Origin of the sequence: Streptomyces sp. NEAU-sy36 (assembly GCF_013423905.1) — a bacterium.
GTDB lineage: Bacteria > Actinomycetota > Actinomycetes > Streptomycetales > Streptomycetaceae > Streptomyces > Streptomyces misionensis.
In genome coordinates this window covers 7,547,478-7,572,275 of sequence record NZ_CP058977.1, presented here as the reverse complement: position 1 = coordinate 7,572,275, position 24,798 = coordinate 7,547,478, and the positions used below count along the sequence as shown (strand labels likewise).

Genomic DNA, 24,798 nt, shown 5'->3' with positions numbered 1-24,798 from the left:
CGTCCACCATGCGGTGACGGGCGCTCAGGGGGTCCGCGCCGCCACGTACTTCCGGGCCGCGGCCAGCGCCTCCGGGTGCAGGGCGTCGGCCGCCGCGAGCAGCCGGGGCAGCAGTTCCCGCTCCGTGGTGGTGGCGCGGAACTCCATCGCCGCGGTCACCCCGTGCCCGGGCCGGTGGACGATCTCGACCGGGTCGCCCGCGCGTATCTCGCCCGGCTCGATCACCCGGAGGTAGGCACCGGTCGCGCCCTTCCGGGTGAACCTCTTGACCCAGCCGCGTTCGCCCAGATGGCCCTGGAAGGTGCGGCACGGGATGCGGCCCGAGGTGACCTCCAGGACCACCGTCGCACCGATCCGCCAGCGCTCGCCGATCAGCGCCCCGGAGACCTCCAGGCCGCCGGTCGTGATGTTCTCCCCGAAGCAGCCGTTGGCCAGCGGGCGGCCCAGCTCGCGCTCCCAGTGGTCCAGGTCCTCGCGCGCGAACGCGTACACCGCCTGGTCGTCACCGCCGTGGTGGCGCAGGTCGCACACCGCGTCCCCGGCCAGCCCGCTCCCGCCGGTGCCCTTGGGGCCCGGCGCGGACACCCGCACCGGCCCGGTCACCGGCCGCTTGTCGATGCCGGTGACGCCCTCCGCCTGGTCCGTGTACGGCACCGGGCGCGGCCGCCCGACGTTCACCGAGAGAAGCTCCATGGCCGAACCGTACGAGATCTTCCTCAAAGCGTCGAGCGATTATCCGGCGACTCCCCCAAGCCTGCCTTATGCTTGAGGGGTGATCGAGGCCCGTCATCTCCGCGTCCTGCGCGCCGTCGCCACCACCGGCTCCTTCTCCGCCGCCGGGCGCGAGCTGGGCTGCACCCAGCCCGCCGTCAGCCAGCAGATGAAGGCCCTGGAGGCCTCGGTCGGCACCCCGTTGCTGGTCCGCACCGGCCGCGAGATGCGGCTGACCCAGGCCGGCGAGGCACTGGTCCGGCACGCCTCCGGCATCCTCGCGGGACTCACCGCCGCCGAGGAGGAGGTCGCCGCCATCGCGGGCCTGCGGGCCGGCCGGGTCCGCCTGGTCTCCTTCCCGAGCGGCAGCTCCACCCTCGTCCCCACCGCCCTGGCCGCCCTGCGCGCCGCCCACCCCGGCACCCGGGTCTCCCTGGAGGAGGCCGAGCCCCCGCGCTCCGTCGAACTGCTGCGCGAGGGCGACTGCGACCTCGCACTGGCCTTCCGCTACGAGGGGGCGGCGGTCACCGAGGACTGGGACGACCTGGTCGTGCGCCCCCTGCTGACCGACCGCCTGGTGGCCCTGGTGCCCGAGCGGCACCGGCTCGCGGGCGCCCGGAGCGTCGCCATCGGGGAGCTGGCCGAGGAGCCCTGGATCGCGGGCTGCCCGCGCTGCCGGGGCCAGCTGGTGGAGGTCTGCGAAGGAGCCGGGTTCGCGCCGCGCATCGACTTCGCCACGGACGACTACCCGGCGGTGGCCGGTCTGGTGGGCGCGGGACTGGGCGTGGCCGTACTGCCGCAGCTGGCGGTGGAGTCGGTACGGCCGAGGGGGGTGCGCACGGTACGGCTGGAGCCGGCGGTGCGCCGGGAGATCGTCGCGCTCACCCTGCCCGACCTGGCGCAGGTGCCGGCGGTGGCGGCGACGCTGGAACAGCTGGGCCGCGCCGCCGGCCGCGCGGGGTAGCGCGGAAGAGGGGTCACAGAGTCGCGGGCACGCGTTCGGCGTGCCCGGAGTGGAGTGGAGACATCAGCGCACCCGACGGGCCGCGGGTGCGATGCAGAAACGTTCCTTCACTGATCCTGGGCGGTGTCGCCGCTGGTGGTCGAGGCAGCCACCAGGCGGTTGCGCGCCCGTCCCATCAACTCTTCGCGCTCATCCTCGGTCAGGCCGCCCCAGACGCCGTACGGCTCGCGCACGGCAAGCGCGTGCGCCGCGCACTCCGCACGGACCGGGCACCTCATGCAGACCTCCTTGGCCGAGTTCTCGCGAGCGCTCCGAGCCGCCCCGCGCTCGCCCTCCGGGTGGAAGAAGAGCGAGCTGTCCACCCCGCGGCAAGCAGCCAGCAGCTGCCAGTCCCACAGGTCCGCGTTCGGTCCGGGAAGGCGGGAGAAATCTGCCATTACGTGACCCCTTGTAGCCGTTCTGGGCGGATACGGTGGCAACGACCGTACATCTCCGGTCTAAGGAGATGTAAATATGACTCATTGCGAATCTAGCCCCGAACACTACGAAACGGGAAGAAAAGCAGCTGAATGGGTCATAGGTTGTGATGAAAAGTTGAGGGTCCGTTGGGCATGTCTGCACCGTGTCGGTGCCCTCACGTAGAGTGCCGATGACGGTATGCAGCCCCGTAACTCTTTCGAGTGACCGTCGTTGAGAGTGCGGAGGCGGTTGAAAAAACAAGGGCTCGGGCAGGCGTCCGAGACGGTCGACCGCACAGGTGACGATTCCGTACCAGCCTGGAGGCTCAAGGTGACGCGCATCAGCTGCGGAGGGCGGTCATGACATCCGTCCTCGTCTGCGACGACTCCCCGCTTGCCCGAGAAGCGCTCCGCCGCGCGGTGGCGACCGTGCCCGGCGTCGAGCGTGTGACGACGGCGGCCAACGGCGAGGAAGTCCTCCGCCGCTGGGGCGCCGACCGCTCCGACCTCATTCTCATGGACGTCCGCATGCCCGGCCTGGGCGGCGTCGAGACCGTGCGCCGGCTGCTGTCCGCCGACCCGGGCGCCCGGATCATCATGCTCACCGTGGCCGAGGACCTCGACGGTGTGGCCCTCGCGGTCGCCGCCGGCGCCCGGGGCTACCTGCACAAGGACGCCTCGCGCGCCGAACTGCGGGCCACGGTGACGCAGGCCCTGGCCGACCCCACCTGGCGGCTGGCCCCGCGCCGGCTCCGCTCGGCCGAGATGGGCGCCGCGCCCACGCTCACCGCGCGGGAGATCCAGGTCCTGGAAGGCATGAGCCACGGACGCTCCAACGCCGAGATCGGCCGCGAGCTGTTCCTCTCCGAGGACACCGTGAAGACCCACGCCCGGCGCCTGTTCAAGAAGCTCGGCGCCTCGGACCGCGCCCACGCGGTGGCCCTCGGCTTCCGCTGGGGCCTGGTCAGGTAGGACGACCCGGCAAGCCCCGCGCGGCAGGTCGCGCGGGGCCGGGCAGCTCTCCCGGGGCGCGCCCGCGTGCTCTCCCGTGCCCGGGTGACCGGCCGGGAGCGGAACCGTGGCCCGAGCCGTCCGGGCGTTCGGCGGACACACCGCGCGATGGCGGAACCGGCCGCGTCGTGACGTACCGGCCGGAGGCTTCCCGCGCGCGGGAGCCGGTGACGGTGCCGCGATGCCGGTGCCGGGCCCGTCGGCTTCCGTGCCGCCCGTGCGCGGCGGCGAGCCCTGCCGGCTGCCCCGCGTCGGCGCCGGCGGTGGTGCCGGGACTCTGGCGGCCGTCCCGCGTCGTGCCGGTGCCGCGACCCTTTCGGCCGCCCGCGCCGGTACCGGTTTCCCGCACCCGTCGGCCTCCCCGACGGGCCTCGGCGTCGGCCGAGGTCACCGCTCCGGAGCCGCCCGGCGGGCACCGCCTACGCTCCCGTCCAAAGGGGTGTTCGACAGGTGCCGGGCGGCGGTGTGCGGGCCGGCCCACCGGACGGGCGCTGCTCGTTTCGGCGCGGATGCCGCATCCTTGAGGTGTGGAGTCTCTCGGGGACGAGTCGGTCGAGCGGAAGGGGAGGGCGCAGGGAATGAGTGCCGGCGCACCTGCTCATAACGCTTCGGTGCACAACCATCAGCACGATGCGACGGACCGGACGGCCACAAGGCACCATGGACCGATGCGCGACGACGAGGCGGGCACGGCCCAGGGGTCGATCGGTGCGCTCGTGCTTCGTGCCGTCGACGGGGACGAGCAGGCCACCCACGATCTGCTCGCGCACGTTCACCCGCTGGCGCTGCGCTACTGCCGCACCCGGCTGTCCCGGCTGCCCGGCGACGCGCGCCACTTCGTGGAGGACCTCGCCCAGGAGGTCTGCGTGGCGGTGCTGCTCGCACTGCCCCGCTACCGCGACACCGGGCGCCCCTTCGAGGCGTTCGTCTTCGCCATCGCCTCCCACAAGGTCGCCGACCTCCAGCGCGCCGCCATGCGGCACCCGGGTTCCACGGCGGTGCCCTCCGACGAGATGCCGGAGCGGCCGGACGACTCGCTCGGCCCGGAGGAGCGCGCCCTGCTCAGCAGCGATGCCGAGTGGGCCAAGAAACTGCTCGCCAACCTGCCCGAGAACCAGCGCGAACTGCTGCTGCTGCGCATCGCGGTGGGCCTCACGGCGGAGGAGACGGGGCAGATGTTGGGAATGTCACCCGGAGCGGTCCGGGTCGCCCAGCACCGGGCCCTCAGCCGGCTGAGAGCGCTGGCCGAGCAGTAGCGGGAACTTCCCGGGAACACCGTATGAACATACGAAGCCGAAGGTGATCTTCCGCCGTGGAATTTGCTGGCCGCGCTTCCCGTTAGCATGGACATCCGCACCGATCAAGGCCATTTGGGGAAGGTGTCATGACTGCCAACGTCGACGGAGTGCCCGGTAAATTCGCGACACTCGGGCTGACCTACGACGACGTGCTGCTGCTGCCGGGCGCCTCCGAGGTGCTCCCCAACGCGGTCGACACCTCGTCCCACATCTCGCGCAACGTCCGCGTCAACATCCCGCTGCTGTCGGCGGCGATGGACAAGGTGACCGAGTCGCGCATGGCGATCGCCATGGCCCGCCTCGGCGGCGTCGGCGTGCTGCACCGCAACCTGTCCGTCGAGGACCAGGTGAACCAGGTCGACCTGGTGAAGCGGTCCGAGTCCGGCATGGTCACCGACCCGATCACGGTGCACCCCGAGGCCACGCTCGCCGAGGCCGACGCCCTGTGCGCCAAGTTCCGCATCAGCGGTGTCCCGGTCACCGACCCGGCCGGCCGTCTGCTGGGCATCGTCACCAACCGCGACATGGCCTTCGAGAGCGACCGCACGCGCCAGGTGCACGAGGTCATGACCCCGATGCCGCTGGTCACGGGCAAGGTCGGTATCTCCGGCCCCGAGGCCATGCAGCTGCTGCGCAAGCACAAGATCGAGAAGCTGCCGCTGGTCGACGACGAGGGCGTCCTCAAGGGCCTGATCACCGTCAAGGACTTCGTCAAGGCCGAGCAGTACCCGAACGCCGCCAAGGACGCCGAGGGCCGCCTGCTCGTCGGCGCCGCCGTGGGCGCCAGCCCCGAGGCGCTGGAGCGCGCCCAGGCGCTCGCCGAGGCCGGCGCGGACTTCCTGGTCGTCGACACCTCGCACGGCCACAACAGCAACGCCCTCAGCTGGATGTCGAAGATCAAGTCCAGCGTGAACGTGGACGTGATCGGCGGCAACGTCGCCACCCGCGACGGCGCCCAGGCGCTCATCGACGCCGGTGTCGACGGCATCAAGGTGGGTGTCGGCCCGGGTTCGATCTGCACCACGCGCGTGGTCGCCGGCATCGGCGTCCCGCAGGTCACCGCCATCTACGAGGCGTCCCTCGCCGCGCGTCCGGCGGGCATCCCGCTGATCGGCGACGGCGGCCTGCAGTACTCGGGCGACATCGGCAAGGCCCTCGCCGCCGGTGCCGACACGGTGATGCTGGGCAGCCTGCTCGCGGGCTGCGAGGAGTCGCCGGGCGAGCTGCTGTTCATCAACGGCAAGCAGTTCAAGTCGTACCGCGGCATGGGCTCGCTGGGCGCCATGCAGTCCCGCGGCCAGGGCAGGTCCTACTCGAAGGACCGCTACTTCCAGGCCGAGGTGGCGTCCGACGACAAGCTGGTGCCCGAGGGCGTCGAGGGCCAGGTGCCCTACCGCGGCCCGCTCTCCAACGTGCTCCACCAGCTCGTCGGCGGCCTGCGCCAGACCATGGGCTACGTGGGCGCCGCCACCATCGCCGAGATGGAGTCCAAGGGCCGCTTCGTGCGGATCACCTCGGCGGGCCTCAAGGAGAGCCACCCGCACGACATCCAGATGACGGTCGAGGCGCCGAACTACAGCGCCAAGTAACCACCAGGCCGTACCGAAGGCGGCCCCGGGGCATCCGGGGCCGCCTTTGTCGTACCCGTCGGCGATACTGGAAGGCGCTGAAACGCATCAGGGAAAGGCCACAGACGTGACTGAGATCGAGATCGGGCGCGGCAAGCGCGGCCGCCGGGCGTACGCCTTCGACGACATCGCCGTCGTCCCCAGCCGCCGTACGCGGGACCCGAAGGAGGTCTCGATCGCCTGGCAGATCGACGCCTACCGCTTCGAGCTGCCCTTCCTGGCCGCCCCCATGGACTCCGTGGTCTCCCCGGCCACCGCGATCCGCATCGGCGAGCTGGGCGGCCTCGGCGTCCTCAACCTCGAGGGCCTGTGGACCCGGTACGAGGACCCGCAGCCGCTGCTGGACGAGATCGCCGAGCTGCCGGCCGAGCGCGCCACCCGCCGCCTGCAGGAGATCTACGCGGCGCCCATCAAGGAGGAGCTGATCGGCGCCCGCATCAAGGAGGTGCGCGACTCCGGCGTGGTCACGGCGGCCGCGCTCTCCCCGCAGCGGACCGCCCAGTTCTCCAAGGCGGTCGTGGACGCGGGCGTGGACATCTTCGTCATCCGCGGCACCACGGTCTCCGCGGAGCACGTCTCGTCCTCGCACGAGCCGCTGAACCTGAAGCAGTTCATCTACGAGCTGGACGTCCCGGTGATCGTCGGCGGCTGCGCCACCTACACCGCCGCGCTGCACCTGATGCGCACCGGCGCGGCCGGTGTGCTGGTCGGCTTCGGCGGCGGCGCCGCGCACACCACGCGCAACGTGCTGGGCATCCAGGTCCCGATGGCCACGGCCGTCGCGGACGTGGCCGCGGCCCGCCGCGACTACATGGACGAGTCCGGCGGCCGGTACGTGCACGTCATCGCGGACGGCGGTGTCGGCTGGTCCGGCGACCTGCCCAAGGCGATCGCCTGCGGCGCCGACGCGGTGATGATGGGCTCCCCGCTGGCCCGCGCCACGGACGCGCCCGGCAAGGGCCACCACTGGGGCATGGAGGCGGTCAACGAGGAGCTGCCCCGCGGCAAGAAGGTCGACCTCGGCACCGTCGGCACCATCGAGGAGGTGCTCACCGGCCCGTCCCACACCCCGGACGGCTCGATGAACCTCTTCGGCGCCCTGCGCCGCGCGATGGCCACCACCGGCTACAGCGAGCTGAAGGAGTTCCAGCGGGTCGAGGTGACGGTCGCGGACAGCCAGCACAAGCGCTGAACCGGCGCCGCGACGGCTTCGTACGACGGCAGGGGCCCGGTCACCGACACGGTGGCCGGGCCCCTGCCGTGCGTCCTACAGCGCGGACTTCTTGGCGGCCGAGAACGAGGCGAAGCCGGCGATGGCGAAGAAGACGAAGGTGAGCAGGTCGGCGTCCTCCTTCCAGGCCCTCTGGACCACGTCGAAGTGGTCGAAGAAGACCTGGGAGAAGCCGAGGCCGGTCTCCTTGGCCCCGATCATGGCCTCGCCCACCAGCTGGCCGAAGTAGACCGCGACGAGCGCCAGCACCACGGAGGCGACCGGCAGGACGGGGTTGCGGCCGCCCGCCTTGCCCGCCGCGAGGCCGATGACGAAGCCGACGCCCACGGCCGCGTAGCCGATCTCGTGCTTGGTGGCGCCGATGACGGCGCCGTAGAGCGCGGCGGCGACCACGGCGGCGACGACCGCGGCGACCAGGCCGACGACCAGGTTGTCGCGGACCGGCGCGGGCGCGGCGGGCGGCGCCATCGGCGCGGCGCCCGGGACTCCCGGCTGCGGCGGGTACGGGGCGCCGGCCGGGGCCTGCTGCGCGTACGGGTTGGCGTCGACCGGGCCGGGCTGCGGCTGCGGCGGTGGTGCTGACTGGCTCATGACAGGAATCCCCCCGTGCTGTGGCACAACTGGATGAAGTGAGGTGTCGACCGGCTCGCACTCGGGTGCGGCAAGTCCGGGGGAGATTAACAGGCGGGGCCGACAACGCCGAGGTCGTTTTCCTATCGTGACCCGGCCTCAGAGCCGGTACGCGGCTCCCGTGGGGGTGGCTCCCCTGGTGTCCAGCAGGAGCTGGGCCTTCACGGACAGGCCCTGGAGGTCGTAGGTGCGGTGCTGCTGGAGCAGGATCGTCAGGTCGGCGCCGGCGGCGGCCTCGTAGAGCGAGTCCACGCGCGGGACCGGGCGGTCCAGGACGCTCCAGGCGGGCACGTAGGGGTCGTGGTAGCTCACGGACGCGCCCAGCTCCATCAGGCGCACGGCGATCTCGCGCGCGGGCGCGCCCTGCTGGTCGGCGAGGTCCGCCTTGTAGGTCACGCCGAGCAGCAGCACCCGCGCGCCCCGGGCGGACTTGCCGTGCTCGTTGAGCAGGGTGGCGGCGCGCTGGACGACGTAGCCGGGCATCCGGTTGTTGACCTGCTGGGCCAGTTCCACCATGCGCAGGGCGCGGCTCGCCCGGCCGGTCAGGTCCTGCGGGACGGCGTGTCCGCCGACGCCGGGCCCCGGCCGGAACGCCTGGAAGCCGAACGGCTTGGTCTCCGCGCAGCGGATGACGTCCCACAGGTCGACGCCGAGTTCGTGGCAGAGCACGGCCATCTCGTTGACCAGCGCGATGTTGACGTGCCGGAAGTTGGTCTCCAGCAGCTGCACCGCCTCCGCCTCGCGCAGCCCGCGCGCGCGGACCACCTTGTCGGTGAGCCGGCCGTAGAAGGCGGCGGCCGACTCGGTGCAGGCCGGGGTGAGGCCCCCGATGACCTTGGGGGTGCCGGCGGGGGTGTGCGCGCGGTTGCCGGGGTCGACCCGGCTGGGGGAGTAGGCGAGGTGGAAGTCGCGGCCCGCGCGCAGCCCGGAGCCCTCTTCGAGCAGCGGGCGCAGGAACTCCTCGGTGGTGCCCGGGGGCACGGGGGACTCCAGGATGACCGTGGTGTGCGGGCGCAGCCGTTCGGCCAGGGCGCGGGCGGCCGCCTCGACCTGGCCGAGGTCCGGGCCGCCGTCGGCGCCGGGCGGGGTCGGCGCGCAGATCACCGCGGTGCGCACCCGGCCGAGCTGGGCCGGGTCGGTGGCGCGCCGGAACCCGGACGCGTGCATCCGGCGCAGCTCGGCGGGGCTCAGCGGCCCCGCCTCGGGGCCGGTGGCATAGCCGAGGGTGGAGATGCCGGCGGCCACCGCGGCCTGGGCCAGCGGCAAACCGTAGGGGCCGAGTCCGATGACGGCGAGGTCTGCGGGCATGGCGTGGGCCGTCCTTCCCATTAACCGAAGCGGAACGGATGCGCAACCGCTGTGGACGAGATGAGCGAGCGCACTGTCACACTAGGAGTAAATATGACCGTTATGTGGGATTCTGTTCGTGTGTCTTCCCGGGGTTGCGCGCCAGTTGTCCACAGGTCGCGGGCGCGTGGTGGCTGAAGTCGGGCAAGCCGGTCAGAATTTGGGCAGGAGGTGGGGGTGATCCGGGCTTCGCCCACCGGGTGCGGCCGACGCGAGCGAGGCAGCGACAGCGGGAGGCAGCGGTGAGGACAGGGACTCTGGGACCGGCGCAGCGCGCCGAGGCACTGGCGGCCATGGCCGAGCGCGAGCTGGACGTACTGGTGATCGGCGGTGGCGTGGTCGGTGCGGGCACCGCGCTGGACGCCGTCACCCGCGGCCTGTCCACCGGCCTGGTCGAGGCGCGGGACTGGGCCTCCGGCACCTCCAGCCGGTCCAGCAAGCTCATACACGGCGGTTTGCGCTATCTGGAGATGCTCGACTTCGCCCTGGTCCGCGAGGCGCTGAAGGAGCGCGGCCTGCTCCTGGAGCGGCTCGCCCCGCACCTGGTCAAACCGGTGCCGTTCCTCTACCCGTTGCAGCACCGCGGCTGGGAGCGGCTGTACGCGGGCTCCGGCGTCGCGCTCTACGACGCGATGTCCATGGCCCGCGGGCACGGCCGGGGACTGCCCGTGCACCGCCACCTGAGCCGCCGTCACGCCCTGCGGGTGGCGCCCTGCCTGCGCAAGGACGCCCTTGTCGGCGCCCTCCAGTACTACGACGCCCAGGTGGACGACGCCCGCTTCGTGGCCACCCTGGTGCGCACGGCGGCGTCGTACGGCGCGCAGGTGGCCAACCAGGCGCGCGTCACCGGCTTCCTGCGCGAGGGCGAGCGGGTCGTCGGCGCCCGGGTGCGGGACGTGGAGGGCGGCGGGGAGTACGAGGTCCGCGCCCGGCAGATCGTCAACGCCACCGGTGTGTGGACCGACGACACCCAGGGCATGGTGGGCGAGCGCGGCCAGTTCCACGTGCGCGCCTCCAAGGGCATCCACCTGGTCGTGCCCAAGGACCGCATCCACTCCACCACCGGCCTGATCCTGCGCACCGAGAAGTCCGTGCTCTTCGTCATCCCCTGGGGCCGGCACTGGATCGTCGGCACCACCGACACCGACTGGGACCTCGACAAGGCCCACCCGGCCGCCTCCAGTGCCGACATCGACTACCTGCTGGAACACGTCAACTCGGTGCTGGCCGTGCCGCTCGGCCGCGACGACGTGCAAGGGGTGTACGCGGGGCTGCGCCCGCTGCTGGCCGGCGAGTCCGACGCCACCAGCAAGCTGTCCCGCGAACACACGGTGGCCCACCCGGCGCCGGGCCTGGTGGTCGTGGCGGGCGGCAAGTACACCACCTACCGGGTGATGGCCAAGGACGCCGTCGACGAGGCGGTGCACGGCCTGGACCAGCGGGTCGCCGACTGCGTGACCGAGGAGACCCCGCTGCTGGGCGCGGAGGGCTACCAGGCGCTGTGGAACGCGCGGGCCCGCATCGCCGCCCGCACCGGACTGCACGTGGTCCGGGTGGAACATCTGCTGAACCGGTACGGCTCGATGGCCGAGGAGATCTTCGACCTCATATCCGCGGACCCCGCGCTCGGCGCGCCGCTGCGCGCCGCCGACGACTATCTGCGCGCCGAGGTGGTGTACGCCGCCTCGCACGAGGGCGCCCGGCACCTGGACGACGTGCTCACCCGGCGTACCCGCATCTCCATCGAGACGTTCGACCGGGGCACCCGCAGCGCCCGCGAGGCGGCCGAGCTGATGGCGCCGGTCCTCGGGTGGGACGAGGACCGGATCGCCCGCGAGGTCGAGCACTACGAGAAGCGCGTGGAGGCCGAGCGGGAGTCCCAGCTGCAGCCCGACGACCTCACGGCGGACGCGGCGCGGCTCGGGGCGCCGGACATCGTGCCGCTCACCTGACCGCGGACGCCTGGCAGCGGGCCCGGGGCGGTGGTCCGGCCGCCCCTCGGCGGGGGCCGGGGCAGCGGTTTGGCCGGGTGTGCCCGAAGGGTCGGCACCCCGGGTCGCCGCTTTCTCACGGGCCGTCATGCCGCCGGGCGCGAGGGGCGCTTCGGCGGGCCCGGGGAGCGGGGCCGGGGAGGGCCCCAGGGCATCGACCACTTGCCGGGTGAGAGACAATGGAGGCTCTGTCAGGGCGGGTTGTATGAGGGGACGCATGTCGGAGGCGGAGCGGGCGGGGACATCTCGTCAGGAGACTCGTCAGGGCAAGAGCGGACGGCGTCTCCTCGCCGGGCGGTACCGGCTGGGAGACGTGCTGGGCCGCGGCGGCATGGGCACGGTCTGGCGCGCCGAGGACGAGACCCTGGGCCGGACGGTCGCCGTCAAGGAACTGCGGTTCCCGTCGAACATCGACGAGGAGGAGAAGCGGCGCCTGATCACGCGCACCCTGCGCGAGGCCAAGGCGATCGCCCGGATCCGCAACAACAGCGCGGTGACGGTCTTCGACGTGGTCGACGAGGACGACCGGCCCTGGATCGTCATGGAACTGGTGGAGGGCAAGTCCCTCGCCGAGGTCATCCGCGAGGACGGCGTGCTGAAGCCCCGGCGCGCCGCCGAGGTGGGCCTCGCCGTCCTGGACGTGCTGCGCTCCGCCCACCGCGAGGGCATCCTGCACCGGGACGTGAAGCCGTCCAACGTGCTCATCGCCGAGGACGGCCGGGTCGTCCTCACCGACTTCGGCATCGCGCAGGTCGAGGGCGACCCGTCCATCACCTCCACCGGCATGCTCGTCGGCGCCCCCTCCTACATCTCCCCGGAGCGCGCCCGCGGCCACAAGCCCGGACCGGCCGCCGACCTGTGGTCGCTCGGCGGTCTGCTGTACGCGGCGGTCGAAGGGGTGCCGCCGTACGACAAGGGTTCGGCGATCGCCACGCTCACCGCGGTGATGACCGAGCCGCTGGAGGAGCCCAAGAACGCGGGCCCGCTGCGGGACGTCATCTACGGCCTGCTCAGCAAGGACCCGGCCAAGCGGCTCGACGACGCCGGGGCCCGGGCGCTGCTGAACAAGGTGATCCACGCGCCCGAACCGGAGCCTCTGGACGCCACCCGCGTGGTGCCGCTGCCGGTGCAGCCCGACGGCGAGGGCAAGCGGGGCGAGGAGGCCGCGGAGAAGCTGCGCGGCGCGCTGCGCTCGGTCCGCAAGGCGGCGGGCGCGGCCGGCGCCGCGGCGGCCACGGCCCGGCCGAAGAGCGGCGACGCGCCGGGGGCGAAGGCCGGGGGCGGACCGGCGGCCGGTGGCCGTACGGCTCCCGGGGGCGCGGCCGCCGGCCGTACCGCACCCACGGCCCCGGCCGCCGGCGGCAGCCGCCCGGGTGCCGCCGTGCCCGGCCCCGGAGCGCACGGCTCGGCCGACTCCGGGCCCGCGAAAGCAGGTTCGGGCTGGCCCGTGGTGCCGCCCCCGGACCTGGACCTGCCGCCGCGGCAGGCGCCGAGGGCACCGCTGACCGACGTGGTGCCCAGGCGCACGCTGGTGATCGTCGCCGTGGTGGTCGCCCTCGCGGTGCTCGGCACCGTCCTGGCCCTCGCGTTCAGCGGCGACGACAAGGACGACAAGGGCGCCGCCAGGACTTCGGCCGGCGCGAGCGCCTCCGCCGGGCACAGCCAGGGCAAGGAGCCGGACGGCGGCACCCGTACCGACGGTGGCAGTTCCGCGCCCGCCGGTACCGCGGCCGCGCCCGGCACCGCGGCGAGCACGGCCGCCGACGCGAGCGGGAGCGCGCCCGCGGTCTCCACCCGCAAGGGCGGCCAGGGGTATGCGATCGGGCTGCCCAAGGGCTGGTCGTACCAGTCCCACGGGGCCGCGGGCGACCGCTACACCGGGCCGGACGGGCAGAAGCTGCTCGTCGCCTGGACCGGTACGCCCAAGGACGACCCGGTGGCGGACTGGAAGAACCAGGAGCGCTACATGGTGCGCTCGCAGTACCACAAGGTCCGGATAGAGAAGGTGGATTACCGCGGCTGGAACACGGCCGACTGGGAGTTCACCTACGTCGACGGCGGCACCGAGTACCGCACGATCGACCGCGGCTTCGTGGTGAACGGCCATCTCGGGTACGCGCTGATGTACACGGCGAAGGCCGGCGAGTGGGACGGCGACCTGCGCAAGGACACGTGGAAGACCCTGACCGGGTCCTTCCGCCCCAAGTCCTAGGCCGGGCACGGCGGATCGTGGCCCGTTCGAAGCCCCATCGAGGCTTGTTCGAGGCCTGATAATCCGTCATCCGCACCGTGTGGGTTGCCTCCGGCACGTATCGTGAATGGTTGCGGACCGTACGAAGCCGGGGGAGGGGGAGGCGGAATGGACGACTACGCGGGCCGGGTGCTGGCCGACCGCTACCGCCTGCCGCTGCCGCCGTCCGACGCGTACGAACTCACCGAGACCCGCGCCTTCGACACGTACAGCGGGCAGGAAGTGCTGGTCCGTCAGGTTCCGCTGCCCGAGGTCGTCGAGGCGGAGGTACTCGACGCGGAGGGGCTGCCCGAGGGGTTCACGGCGCGCGGGCGCGAGGCGCGTCCCGCACCGGGCGCGGGCGCCGCGACCCGGCAGCCCGCCGATCCCGCGGTGCGGCGCGCCGTCGAGGCCGCACAGGCGGCGGCCGCCGTCCCCGACCACCCGCGCCTCGACCAGGTGTTCGACGTGTTCGCCGAGGGCGGCTCGCTGTGGATCGTCAGCGAGTGGGTGGCCGCCCGCCCGCTGGCCGCGCTGCTCGCCGAGCGGCCGCTCACGCCGTACCGGGCGGCCGAGGTCGCCTCCGACGTGCTCATGGCGCTCCGGGTGCTGCACGCCCACGGCTGGGTGCACCGCAACGTCACCGCCCGCACCGTCCTCGTCTGCGACGACGGCCGCGTCCTGCTGACCGGCCTCGCCTCCGGCGCGGCGGAGGAGGCGCTGTGCGGCTACGACCCGGTCCCGGGCCGCGAGGACGGCACGGAGGTCTCCCCGGAGCGGCCCGGGGACCGGAACCCGGCTCGGGACGGCGGACTCCCCGGCGGCGGCGCGGCCGCGCCCGGTGCCGTGGACGCCGAGGCCGCGCGCCGGGCCGCCATCCAGGCGCGGGCGTCCGGCGGCACCGGGGTTCCCGGCACCGCGCCCGCCGGACCCGGCGGGCCGGGAATGTCCGGTCCGGTGGGGCGGCAAGCCCTGGAGAGCGGCGCGGACATCCGCGCCGCGCGGGCCGGCGCCATCGCCGCGTACCGGGCGGGCGCCCGCGCCGCGGCCCGGGTGCAGGAGGCCCGGCAGGACGGACGCGCCGCGCTGCCGGGTGCCCGGCGGCCCGCCGAGGACGGCACCGGCCCGGCCGGGGACGACGGCACGGCGGAGTCCTCGTACCCCGCCGCCCCGCCCGGCCTCACCGCCGACCCCTACGGGGTGCACGGCGGCACACCGGACGTCACCCGGCGCGACCTGGAACCCGCCCGCCGGCAGGCCCCCGCCCCCGTGCCCGCCGTCCCCCCGCACACCGGCGCCGGCTGGGACCACGCCGGTCCCGCCGCCGGTCGCCGGCCCGCCGGCGCGCTCGCCGCCGAGCGGGCGCGGCAGGCGCGGATGGCGGTGGTCGGACCGGTGACCGAGCGGTGGGCGCCGGAGCAGGCCGGGCCCGTGCACGAGAACTGGCAGCTGGCGGCGCCGGTCGGACCCGCCACCGATCTGTGGGCGCTCGGCGCGCTGCTCTTCCGGGCGGTGCAGGGACACGCGCCGTACCCCGAGGAGTCCACCGCCGAACTGGTGCAGCTGGTGTGCGCCGAGCCGCCCGCGTACGCCGAGGAGTGCGGACCGCTGCGGCCGGTCGTGGAGTCGCTGCTGCGTCAGGACCCCACCGAACGGCCGGACTTCGAGGAGCTGAACGGCTGGCTGCGCTCGCTGGTGCGCTCCGCGCCCGAGCCGGAGGCCGGTACCCGGGTCGTGCCGGTCCCGCCCGCCGACCCGCGCCGGCTGCCGATCGTGCGGCGCCGCGGCGAGCTGGTGCGCCGCCGTCGCGCCCGGCTGCCCGAGAACCATCCGCACGGGCGGCACAAGCGGGACCGCGAGGAGGCGGGTTCGCCGCGCCGGCTCGGCCGGGTCCTGCTTCTGCTGATCCTCCTGCTGCTGGCCGGAGCGGTCGCGTACGCGATGCTGTTCATGCCGAAGCAGCACGCGCACAGCGGGGCACCGGGCGGCGCGGACCGCACCACCGGGCAGCCGTCACCCGCGCCCTCGCGCACCCAGGGCAGCCCGTCCGCCACCGAGACCCAGAACGGCGGCGCCTCCTCCGTCCCCGACGGCTTCACCCTGCGCAAGGACCCCGAGGGCTTCGAGATCGCCGTGGCCAAGGGCTGGACCCGCGCGCCGAAGAACGGCAGCGGCGAAGTCGTCTACAGCCGGGGCGACTTCGAGCTGATGGTCGTACCCGGACGGGACGGCGCCGCGTCGTACGGCAGCGATCCGATGGCCTATCAGCGGGACAAGGAACGCGAACTCCAGCCGTACCGCGACTCCAGCTGGGCCACCGCCACCGGGCTGCGCACCATAGAGGTGGGCGGACGGACCATGGCCGAGGGGCAGTTCACCTGGACCGACGGACAGGGCCGGGACCTGTTCGTGCGCAACATGGCGATCCTCCTGAACGGCCGTTACCACGTCCTCCAGGTCCGCGGCCCGGACGCCGACCGGGACGAGGTGACACGGCTGTACGAGGAAGCTACCGCGACGTACCGCTACACCGGCTGAGCGAGGCGTACACAACTCCCCTGTCCCGGCGCGCCGGTTCCCCTTCTGGCGCGGAAATGACCATCGTCACAGTGCGGTTTCCAACGGACCCCGCTTGTTCCCCCCGAACGGGCCGGTCCTTAGTCTGACCCTGACAAGAGCATTGCGGGGCAACGTGAATCAGATGCAGGGCCTGCTCGTAGCGGGCCGCTACCGGCTCGTCGACTCCATCGGCAGCGGCGGCATGGGCCGGGTGTGGCGCGCGCACGACGAGGTGCTGCACCGGACGGTCGCAGTCAAGGAGTTGACCGCGGCGCTCTACGTCCCCGACAGCGAGCAGGCCGTGCTGCTGGCCCGCACCCGGGCCGAGGCGCGGGCGGCCGCGCGCATCAACCACTCAGCCGTCGTCACCGTGCACGACGTCCTCGAACACGACGGCCGCCCCTGGATCGTGATGGAGCTGGTCGAGGGCAACTCGCTGGCCGACGAGGTCAAGGAGCGGGGGCGGGTGGAGCCCCGGGAGGCGGCCCGCATCGGGATGTGGGTGCTGCGGGCGCTGCGCGCGGCGCACTCCGCCGGCGTACTGCACCGGGACGTCAAGCCTGGCAACGTTCTCCTCGGCCGGGACGGCCGGGTGCTGCTCACCGACTTCGGCATCGCCCAGATCGAGGGCGACTCCACCATCACCCGCACCGGAGAGGTCGTCGGCTCGGTCGACTACCTCGCGCCCGAGCGGGTGCGCGGCCACGACCCCGGCCCCGCCTCCGACCTGTGGGCGCTCGGCGCCACGCTCTACACGGCGGTCGAGGGGCGCTCGCCGTTCCGCCGCACCTCCCCGCTGAGCACCATGCAGGCGGTCGTCGAGGAGAACGCCGAGGAACCGCGGCACGCCGGGGCGCTCGGTCCGGTCATCGCCGCGCTGCTGCACAAGGATCCGGCCCAGCGGCCGGGCGCGGAGGAGGCCGAGCAGATGCTCGCCGAGGCCGCGGAGGGCCGGCGGCCGCACAGCGCCCAGGCGTTCGTGCCGACCCAGGGCTCGGGCCTGCACGGGCCGGACTCGGGCGCGTACGGGCCGGGTACGGGTGCCCACGGGACCGGTGGTGCGCGGGAATCCGGTCCGCACGGGCCCGGGCCGGGGGCGCCGGCCGGGAGCACCGCGGTGTACGGCTCCGGCACGAATCCCCATGGCCACGGCCACGGTCACGCGGCCGGCGGGGTGACGCCCGTGGGCCCCACGACGGTGGGCCCGGTGCCGGCGCACAGCGGCGGGCGGCCGGCGCGTCCCCGGCGCCGGCTGCGGACGCTGGCGCTCGTCGTCGCCGTGGCGGCCGTGCTCGGCGGCGGTGCGGCGGTGGGCTTCCAGCAGTGGAACGACGCGCGGAACGACAGCGCGACGTCCGGCGATCCCGCCCCGGCGCCGACGTCCTCGGCGAGCCCCGGCGACCGGCCGGGCCCGGGCGGCACCGTCCCGGACAGCTGGGAGACCCACCACGACCCGCTGGGCTTCAGCATCTCCCTGCCCAAGGGGTGGAAGCGGAAGGTCTACGGCATCAACGGCCCGCTGAAGCAGATCGACTACACCCCGGACGGCGGCAGGCACTTCGTCCGCATATCCATCGACTCCTCACCGGACTTCGCCGACCCCTACGAGCACCAGGCGGACCTGGAGCAGCAGCTGGAACGGCTGGTCGACTACCGGCGCGTGACCATGAAGCGGAACGTCTACCGCGACCGCAAGGCCTCGCTGTGGGAGTACACCTGGACCGCGTTGCAGAAGGACCCGCCCTATGTGCCGGGTCCGCGGCACGCCGTCGAGGAGACGTACTTCGGCCGGGAGGGCGCCGAGTACGCCATCTACATGTCCGGCCCCGCCGCCGACTGGCCCAGGACCGCCAAGCAGTTCAAGTGGGTCCTCCAGAGCTGGCAGCAGCCGAACCCGGCGAGCTGACGGGAGACCCTGGGCCGAACGGGTGCGCTTTGCGACTGGAACGGCTGAAAACGAGTCGCTGAGCGGGGGGTCTTGGCCGATCGGGGCCACGGAGCGGGTGGGTCCGGTGCGGCATGATGGGCGCCATGGGGACCGAGGGCGCCGACTTCCGGGTGATCGCCGGCCGTTACCGCCTGGAGGCGCGTATCGGGCGCGGTGGCATGGGCGTCGTGTGGCGGGCGAGCGATCAGCTGCTGGGCCGGCTGGTCGCGGTCAAGGAACTCCTCGCGGACGACTCGCTCCCCGAGGACGACGTCCGGCGCCGCCGCGACCGCACCCTCCGGGAGGCCCGCGCGGTCGCCCAGCTGCGGCACCCGCACATCATCGTCGTGCACGACGTGGTCGAGCAGGACGAACGCCCTTACCTGGTTATGGAGTTGATCGACGGCTGCTCGCTCGCCGACCGGATCGCCCGGCACGGCCCGGTGACCCCGGTGGAGGCCGCCCGCATCGGGATCGCCCTGCTCGGCGCCCTGCACACCGCGCACGAGGCCGGGGTGCTGCACCGGGACATCAAGCCCGCGAACGTGCTGATCGAGACCGCCACCGACCGGGTCGTCCTGACCGACTTCGGCATCGCCCAGGTCTCGGGCGCCACCACGCTCACCGAGACCGGCTCCTTCGTCGGTTCGCCCGAGTACACCGCCCCGGAGCGGATGTCCGGGGTGCGCACCGGCCCGGAGTCCGACCTGTGGTCGCTGGGCGCGCTGCTGTGCACGGCGCTCAGCGGCGAGTCGCCGTTCCGGCGCGACTCGCTCGGCGGCATCCTGCACGCCGTGGTCACCGCGGAGATCCGCCCGCCCGCCCAGGCCGAGCCGCTGCTGCCCGTCGTACGGGGCCTGTTGGAGCGCGACCCGGACCTCCGGCTCGGCGCGCAGGCGGCCGAGCGGATGCTGCGCGTGTATCTGGAGACCGGGCGCACCCCGCAGGCCCCGGAGGCGGTGGGCGCGCCGCGCGGGCACCGGCTCGGGATCGGCCGGACACCGAGGACCGTGCCCGCGCCGGAGCCCACGGACCGCCCCGGCGTGTCCGGCCCGCCGCCCGGCGCGCCCGGGCCCGCCACCGAGCCGGCGCCCACGCGGTCGTCGACACGCGGGCTGCTGGTGGTGGCGCTGCTCGTCGCCGCACTGGCGGGCGCGGGCGTCTCGGCCGCGACACTGCTGCTCAACCGGCACGAGAGCGGGGGCGGCGGCAACCCGGGCGGTACCGCGACGACCCCGTCGACCGGCACCGGCACGAGCCGTGCCCCGTCGCCCTCGGCCGGACAGAGCGCGACCCCCTCCGCCCCGGGCCCCACCGGCACCGCCTCCACCGGGGTGCGCGGCGCGCCCTCCGGTTACCGCACGGCCCGGGACCCGGCCGGCTTCTCGCTGGCCGTGCCGCGGGACTTCACCCGCAGCCCGCAGGGCGAGCGGGTGTTCTACCTCTCGCCGGAGGGGACGTACCGCCTCGGCGTCAAGGTCTCCGCCGCCCGGCCCGGCGGCCCGCAGGCGGTGATGAGGACACAGGCGGCCGACGGGACCGTGTCCAACCCCGGGTACCACGACGGCCGGGTCACCCGCACCACGCACGACGGGCACCCCGCCGCCCTCTGGGAGTTCACCTGGAACGGCTACAGCGCGGCGGAGGGTCCGCGGCACACCTACGACCTGTGCTGGGAGGAGTCCGGCCGGCTGTACGACGTGTGGGTGTCGGCACCGGTGGGGAAGGTGCGCGAGGCACGGGAGTACTTCGACGTCGCGCTGGACACCTTCACGCCCGGCGGTTCCTGAACCGGCGCCCGTCACGGCGCACGAGGCCGCGCCGAGGGGGCGCCCGGCCGCCTTCCCGAACGGGAACGCGCCGGCGCCGTCGAGGGGACGAGCCGTGAGGCGGTGACGCGGCCCCCGCCCGTCCCGGCCATCCGGACCAGGGGAGTTCGTGAACCGGCCGTCGGTCACCCGGGCGAGGGCTGCGTCACCGCCGGCGCCGGGCGCGCGTCGCGGAACCGGGCGTCCGGCGCGGGCCCCGAGCGTGCGTCCGGAAGCGGAGGAGCCGCGAGCGCCCGGTACCGGCCCGGGGTGACGCCGAACTCCCGGCTGAAGGCGTGCGAGAGGGCGTACGGGCTGCCGTAACCCGTCTCGCGGGCCACCGTCGCGAGCGGCACGTCGGACGCGCGCAGCCGGGCCGCCGCCAGCGTCAGCCGCCACCAGGTGAGGTAGGCCATCGGCGGGCGGCCGACCAGGGCGGTGAAGCGGCGGGCCAGGGTGGCGCGGGAGACACCCGCCGCGGCGGCCAGCCCCTCGGCCGTCCAGGGCGCCGCCGGATCGGCGTGCAGCGCCCGCAGCGCGGCCGTGGTCACCGGGTCGGACAGCACCGCCGGCCACGCGCCGGTGTGCGCCCGGCTCATCCAGGCGCGGACCAGGTAGACCAGCAGCAGGTCCAGCAGACTCGGCAGGGCCAGTCCGCCGCCCGGCCGCTGCTCGTCCAGTTCCCGCGCCAACAGGTCGATGGCGGCGCGCAGTTCGGGATGCTCGCCGACCCGGTGCGGCAGGTGCACCACCTGCGGCAGCTCCGCCATCAGGGGATGCGTACGGCTGCGGTCGAGCCGGTACTTGCCGCACAGCAGCTCGACCTCGCGGCCGTCCCCCGCGCTTGTCAGGGCGTGCCCCGAACCGTGCGGGAGCAGCACCACGTCCCCCGGGCCCAGGACCACCGGAGCGTCGTCCCCGTCCCGCAGCAGCCGGCAGGTCCCGCGCAGGACGACATGGAAACCGGCCCCCTCGTACGGCGGCAGCCGCACGTGCCAGTCGCCGTCCACCGAGAGCCGGTCCGAGGAGGGGCTGCCCACCCGCACCGCCGAGATCGCGTCGCTCACCACGTCCATGTCCTCCATGAGACGTCCGCGTATCCGGATGAGCAAGAAGCGCATTGGAACGCTCAGCCCGGGTTCCTAGCGTCGGAGGCATGGCGAACAACGACGCGCAGGACGCGGCAGAGGCGCACCAGGTGCGGGAAGAGACGCGGAAGTACCTGATCGGCGAGGTCGAGGTGGTGCGGATCGTCGAGCGGCAGGGGCCCCTCCTGCCCGCCCGGCGGCTGGTGCCCGACTGCGGACCGCGGGTGTGGCGGGAGCACGCGGCCGGGCTGGCGCCCCGGTACTGGGAGCCCGGCACGGACATGGCGGTGCTGGCGATCCAGACCTGGGTGGTGCGCAGCGGCGGCCGGACGGTGCTGGTCGACACCGGGGTGGGACGCGACCGGGAACGGCCCGGCAACCCGCTCTTCCACCGGCAGCCGGGCGACCTCCCCGGGCGGCTGCGGCGCGCCGGGGTGGACCCGGCCGAGGTCGACCTCGTCGTGAACACCCACATCCACGGCGACCACGTCGGCTGGAACACCCACGACGTGGCCGGCACGTGGGTGCCCACCTTCCCGAACGCCCGCTATCTGATCCCGGCCGCCGACGACCGCCACTTCGGCCCCGAGGGCGGTTACGCGGGCGGGGCCCGGGTGGACGACCGGCTGCTCTACGAGGACAGCATCGCGCCCGTGCACCGGGCCGGACAGGCCGTCGTGTGGGAGGGCGAGTACCGCATCGACGGGCAGCTCGCTCTGGAGGCCGCCCCCGGGCACACCCCGGGCTCGTCCGTGCTCCGGGTCGCCTCCCGCGGTGAACACGCCGTGTTCGTGGGCGACATGCTGCACAGCCCGGTGCAGATCCTGCGGCCCGAGTGCGCCAGCTGCTTCTGCCTGGACCCGGTCCGGGCGGCCGCGAGCAGGCGGCGGGTGCTGCAAAGGGCGGCCGAGGAACGGGCGTTGGTGATCCCCGCGCACTTCCCCGGCACCGGTGCCGTCGAAGTCCGGGCGGAGAACGGCGGGTTCGCGCTGCGGCGGTGGGCGGCCTGACCGTTCCGCTTCGACAACGGCGTGCCGCGCGGGGTACTGATGGGGCATGGCTGAAGACGGCGCACACCCGCCCGGCGCACGGCTGATCGGCGGGCGCTACCGGCTGACCGACCGGCTCGGCACCGGCCCCACCGGGACCGTGTGGCGGGCCTGGGACGAGGACGCGGAGGGGCACGGCCGCGTCGCCGTCAAGGAACCCCTGCTGCCCGGCGACCCGGCCGGGGACGAGGAGAGCGGCCGGCTCGCCCACCGCCTCTACCGGGAGGCCCGCGCCGCGACCCGGGTGCGGCATCCCTGCGCCGTCACCGTCCACGACGTCGTCACCGAGGCCGGTGTGCCCTGGATCGTGATGGAGCTGGTGGAGGGCGAGTCCCTGGCCGCCGCCCTGCGCCGCGGACCGCTGCCGCCCGCCGAGGCCGCCCGCATCGGGCTCGCCGTCCTCGGCGCCCTGCGCGCCGCGCACGCCGTCGGCATCGTGCACCGCGACCTCAAGCCGGCCAACGTGCTGCTGGAGTCCGGCACCGGCCGGGTCGTCCTCACCGACTTCGGCATAGGCGACGGGCCCGCGGGGGACGCGCCCGCCGGTTTCACCGCGCCCGAGCGCGCGGCGGGCCCGGGTGCGGGACCGGCCTCCGACCTGTGGAGTCTGGGCGCCCTGCTGCGCACCGCCGTCGGCGACGCGGACCCCGGCCCGCTCGGCCCCCTCCTGGACCGGCTGCTCGCCGAGCAGCCGGAAGCCCGGCCCGGCGCGGAACAGGTGGCGTGGGCGTTGCGGGAGTACCTGGGGACGGGGGACGAGCCGGACGCCATGGACGCACACGGCGCGGACGCGGCGGAGGCCACGGGCGGGCGGGGCGTCATACGCGTCACGGGCGGGCGGGAGGCCCCGGGCGGGCCGGAGGCCACGGGCGTACCGGGTGCCGCGGACGCCCCGGAGGCCGGCGACGCTCCGGACGCCGTGAGCGCGCCGCCGGAGGGGCCGCCCGGGGCCGAGGCGCGGACACAACCCGCGGCCGAGCCCCGGCCCGGCCCCCTGCGCCGTCTCGTCCCCGACCTCGCGGCACCCCGCCGCCGCACCCCCCTCGCCGCCCTCGGTCTCTTCCTCGCGAAAAAACCCGGCGACGACTGATCGGCCGGGTGTTCGAGCGGGCAACGCCCTGATCAGGGCAATCGCTGCCAGTGATCGCTGGCAACGTGTGAGCGGTCGGTGAATCCCCGTTACCGACGGGTACACAAAGCCTGTGCCGGGGCATACCCTGCGCCTCATGACGGACACGCAGGCCCCGGACATCGCCGGTACCAACCCTCTCGCCCCCGCCCCCGAGGGCGCCCGCACCGCCGCCGACGTGGTCACCCCTGCGCTGGTGGCCCGGCTGACCAAGGGCGTCACCGGTTCCGGCCGGACCGCCAACCACACGCCGTTCACCGGTGAGAAGCTGGCCGACCTGCCGGAGTCCACGCCCGAGGACGTGCTGGAGGCCTTCGAGGCGGCCCGGGTCGCCCAGGCCGTCTGGGAGCGGACCCCGGTACGGCAGCGGGCCGCCGTCCTGCTGCGCTTCCACGACCTGCTCCTGGAGCGCCAGGCCGAGGTCCTCGACCTGGTCCAGCTGGAGACGGGCAAGGCCCGGCTGCACGCCCACGAGGAGGTGCTGGCCGTCGCCGTCGCGGCCCGCCACTACGGCCGCAAGGCCCCCTCCTACCTGCGCGCCAAGCGGCACACGGGCGCCGTGCCGGCCTTGACGAAGGTCACCGAGCTGCGCCACCCGCGCGGGGTCGTCGGCCAGATCGCCCCCTGGAACTACCCCCTGGAGCTGTCCGTCGGCGACGCGTTGCCCGCCTTCGTCGCGGGCAACGCCGTGGTGATGAAGCCGGACACGGAGACCTGCCTGACCGCCCTGTGGGCCCGGGACCTGCTGATCGAGGCCGGGCTGCCCGAGGGCGTCTTCCAGGTCGTCATCGGCGAAGGCCCCGTCGTGGGGCCCGAGTTGGTCAAGCACGCCGACTACGTCTCCTTCACCGGCTCCACCCGCACCGGCCGCGAGGTCGCCCAGGGTGCCGCCGCCCGGCTGGTCGGCGTCTCCCTCGAACTCGGGGGCAAGAACGCCATGCTGGTGCTGGACGACGCCGACATCGAGAAGGCCGCCGCCGGCGCCGTCCGCGCCTGCTTCTCCTCGGCCGGCCAGCTCTGCATCTCCATCGAGCGGTTGTACGTCCACGAATCGATCGCCGACGCCTTCCTGGAGCGCTTCGCCGCCCGCACCAAGGCCATGCGGCTCGGCAACTCCCTCGCCTACGGCGCCGAGATGGGCTCCCTGGTCGGCGAGCGCCAGCTGAAGAACGTCGAACGGCACGTGCGGGAGGCCGTCGAGAAGGGCGCCACGGTGGTCGCGGGCGGTGTCGCCCGGCCCGACATCGGCCCCTTCTTCTTCGAGCCCACCATCCTCGACGGCGTCGAGGGCTCCATGGCGGTCTGCGAGGAGGAGACCTTCGGCCCGGTCGTCTCCGTCTACCGCTTCTCGTCCGACGACGAGGCCGTCGAGCGCGCCAACGCCACGCCCTACGGCCTCAACTCCTCCGTCTGGACGACCGACGCCCGCCGCGGCCGGGACATCGCGGCCCGCCTGCGCACGGGCACGGTCAACGTCAACGAGGGCTACGCGCCCGCCTACGGCAGCGTCCAGTCCCCGATGGGCGGCATGAAGGACTCCGGGCTCGGCCGCCGCCACGGCTCCGAGGGCATCCTCAAGTACACCGAGGCCCAGACGGTCGCCCAGCAGCGGCTGCTGCCGATGGCGCCCTCGCTGGGCATGACGGACGAGGGGTACGCCCGCTTCATGACCACGAGCCTGCGGCTGCTCAAGGCGTTCCGTTTCCGCTAGAAGACCCGGACCCCGCTGAGATCCGTTC

Annotated in this window: 18 protein-coding genes; 13 read left to right on the top strand and 5 right to left on the bottom strand. The window is 74.0% G+C overall.

What is annotated here, in order from left to right; all coding sequences use genetic code 11:
• Positions 1–24 precede the first annotated feature (24 nt).
• A complete protein-coding gene (locus HZZ00_RS33080) occupies positions 25–693 on the bottom strand; it encodes an MOSC domain-containing protein (protein WP_180329804.1) in 669 nt (222 codons plus the stop codon).
• 79 nt (positions 694–772) lie between these two features.
• Between HZZ00_RS33080 and HZZ00_RS33075 the strand changes: the two genes are divergently transcribed.
• On the top strand, positions 773–1,675 hold the full coding sequence (locus HZZ00_RS33075; protein ID WP_180329803.1) for a LysR family transcriptional regulator: 903 nt from the start codon (positions 773–775) through the stop codon (positions 1,673–1,675).
• Between the two features lie 107 nt (positions 1,676–1,782).
• Here the strand turns inward: HZZ00_RS33075 and HZZ00_RS33070 are convergent, their stop codons facing one another.
• Complete coding sequence (locus HZZ00_RS33070; RefSeq protein WP_070026278.1) at positions 1,783–2,112, bottom strand: WhiB family transcriptional regulator; 330 nt, start codon at positions 2,110–2,112, stop codon at positions 1,783–1,785.
• 381 nt (positions 2,113–2,493) lie between these two features.
• On the opposite strand from HZZ00_RS33070, the gene HZZ00_RS33065 reads away from it, so the two are divergent.
• From HZZ00_RS33065 to HZZ00_RS33050, 4 genes are all read left to right on the top strand, one after another.
• Positions 2,494–3,105: a response regulator transcription factor gene (locus HZZ00_RS33065; protein ID WP_003948568.1), complete on the top strand. Its 612-nt coding sequence runs from the start codon at positions 2,494–2,496 to the stop codon at positions 3,103–3,105.
• 707 nt (positions 3,106–3,812) lie between these two features.
• Complete coding sequence (locus HZZ00_RS33060; RefSeq protein ID WP_070026277.1) at positions 3,813–4,400, top strand: sigma-70 family RNA polymerase sigma factor; 588 nt, start codon at positions 3,813–3,815, stop codon at positions 4,398–4,400.
• A 128-nt stretch (positions 4,401–4,528) separates the two neighbouring features.
• Entirely contained in the window at positions 4,529–6,031 is a 1,503-nt protein-coding gene (gene guaB / locus HZZ00_RS33055; protein ID WP_180329802.1) for an IMP dehydrogenase, read from the top strand.
• A 106-nt stretch (positions 6,032–6,137) separates the two neighbouring features.
• On the top strand, positions 6,138–7,262 hold the full coding sequence (locus tag HZZ00_RS33050; protein ID WP_070026275.1) for a GuaB3 family IMP dehydrogenase-related protein: 1,125 nt from the start codon (positions 6,138–6,140) through the stop codon (positions 7,260–7,262).
• Positions 7,263–7,337: 75 nt separating this feature from the next.
• Here HZZ00_RS33050 and HZZ00_RS33045 read toward each other — a convergent pair whose 3' ends face one another.
• Together HZZ00_RS33045 and HZZ00_RS33040 are read right to left on the bottom strand one after the other, a co-directional pair.
• A complete protein-coding gene (locus tag HZZ00_RS33045) occupies positions 7,338–7,892 on the bottom strand; it encodes a hypothetical protein (protein ID WP_180329801.1) in 555 nt (184 codons plus the stop codon).
• 138 nt (positions 7,893–8,030) lie between these two features.
• A complete protein-coding gene (locus HZZ00_RS33040; protein ID WP_180329800.1) occupies positions 8,031–9,239 on the bottom strand; it encodes a nucleotide sugar dehydrogenase in 1,209 nt (402 codons plus the stop codon).
• Positions 9,240–9,520: 281 nt separating this feature from the next.
• Between HZZ00_RS33040 and HZZ00_RS33035 the strand changes: the two genes are divergently transcribed.
• The 5 genes from HZZ00_RS33035 to HZZ00_RS33015 all read left to right on the top strand — a co-directional run bounded on the left by HZZ00_RS33035 (position 9,521) and on the right by HZZ00_RS33015 (position 19,775).
• A complete protein-coding gene (locus HZZ00_RS33035; RefSeq protein ID WP_180329799.1) occupies positions 9,521–11,230 on the top strand; it encodes a glycerol-3-phosphate dehydrogenase/oxidase in 1,710 nt (569 codons plus the stop codon).
• Between the two features lie 256 nt (positions 11,231–11,486).
• Positions 11,487–13,481 (top strand): serine/threonine-protein kinase, encoded by a 1,995-nt coding sequence (locus HZZ00_RS33030; RefSeq protein ID WP_180329798.1) that lies wholly within the window; start codon positions 11,487–11,489, stop codon positions 13,479–13,481.
• A 147-nt stretch (positions 13,482–13,628) separates the two neighbouring features.
• Positions 13,629–16,037 carry a protein kinase gene (locus HZZ00_RS33025; RefSeq protein WP_180329797.1) on the top strand — a complete coding sequence of 803 codons (2,409 nt, stop codon included), beginning with the start codon at positions 13,629–13,631 and terminating at the stop codon, positions 16,035–16,037.
• A 163-nt stretch (positions 16,038–16,200) separates the two neighbouring features.
• Positions 16,201–17,964, top strand: coding sequence for a serine/threonine-protein kinase (locus tag HZZ00_RS33020; protein WP_180329796.1), 1,764 nt, complete (start codon positions 16,201–16,203; stop codon positions 17,962–17,964).
• 125 nt (positions 17,965–18,089) lie between these two features.
• Positions 18,090–19,775: a serine/threonine-protein kinase gene (locus HZZ00_RS33015; RefSeq protein WP_180329795.1), complete on the top strand. Its 1,686-nt coding sequence runs from the start codon at positions 18,090–18,092 to the stop codon at positions 19,773–19,775.
• Positions 19,776–19,939: 164 nt separating this feature from the next.
• On the opposite strand, the gene HZZ00_RS33010 is transcribed toward HZZ00_RS33015, so the two are convergent.
• The gene (locus tag HZZ00_RS33010) at positions 19,940–20,869 is read right to left on the bottom strand and encodes an AraC family transcriptional regulator (RefSeq protein WP_180333810.1); all 930 of its coding nucleotides are present in this window, start codon (positions 20,867–20,869) and stop codon (positions 19,940–19,942) included.
• An 80-nt stretch (positions 20,870–20,949) separates the two neighbouring features.
• Here HZZ00_RS33010 and HZZ00_RS33005 point away from each other — a divergent pair, with 80 nt between their 5' ends.
• From HZZ00_RS33005 to HZZ00_RS32995, 3 genes are all read left to right on the top strand, one after another.
• A complete protein-coding gene (locus tag HZZ00_RS33005) occupies positions 20,950–21,891 on the top strand; it encodes an MBL fold metallo-hydrolase (protein ID WP_180329794.1) in 942 nt (313 codons plus the stop codon).
• Positions 21,892–21,937: 46 nt separating this feature from the next.
• Positions 21,938–23,020, top strand: a complete 1,083-nt coding sequence (locus tag HZZ00_RS33000; RefSeq protein WP_180329793.1) for a serine/threonine-protein kinase — start codon at positions 21,938–21,940, stop codon at positions 23,018–23,020.
• Positions 23,021–23,156: 136 nt separating this feature from the next.
• On the top strand, positions 23,157–24,770 hold the full coding sequence (locus tag HZZ00_RS32995; protein WP_180329792.1) for a succinic semialdehyde dehydrogenase: 1,614 nt from the start codon (positions 23,157–23,159) through the stop codon (positions 24,768–24,770).
• Positions 24,771–24,798: the final 28 nt, after the last annotated feature.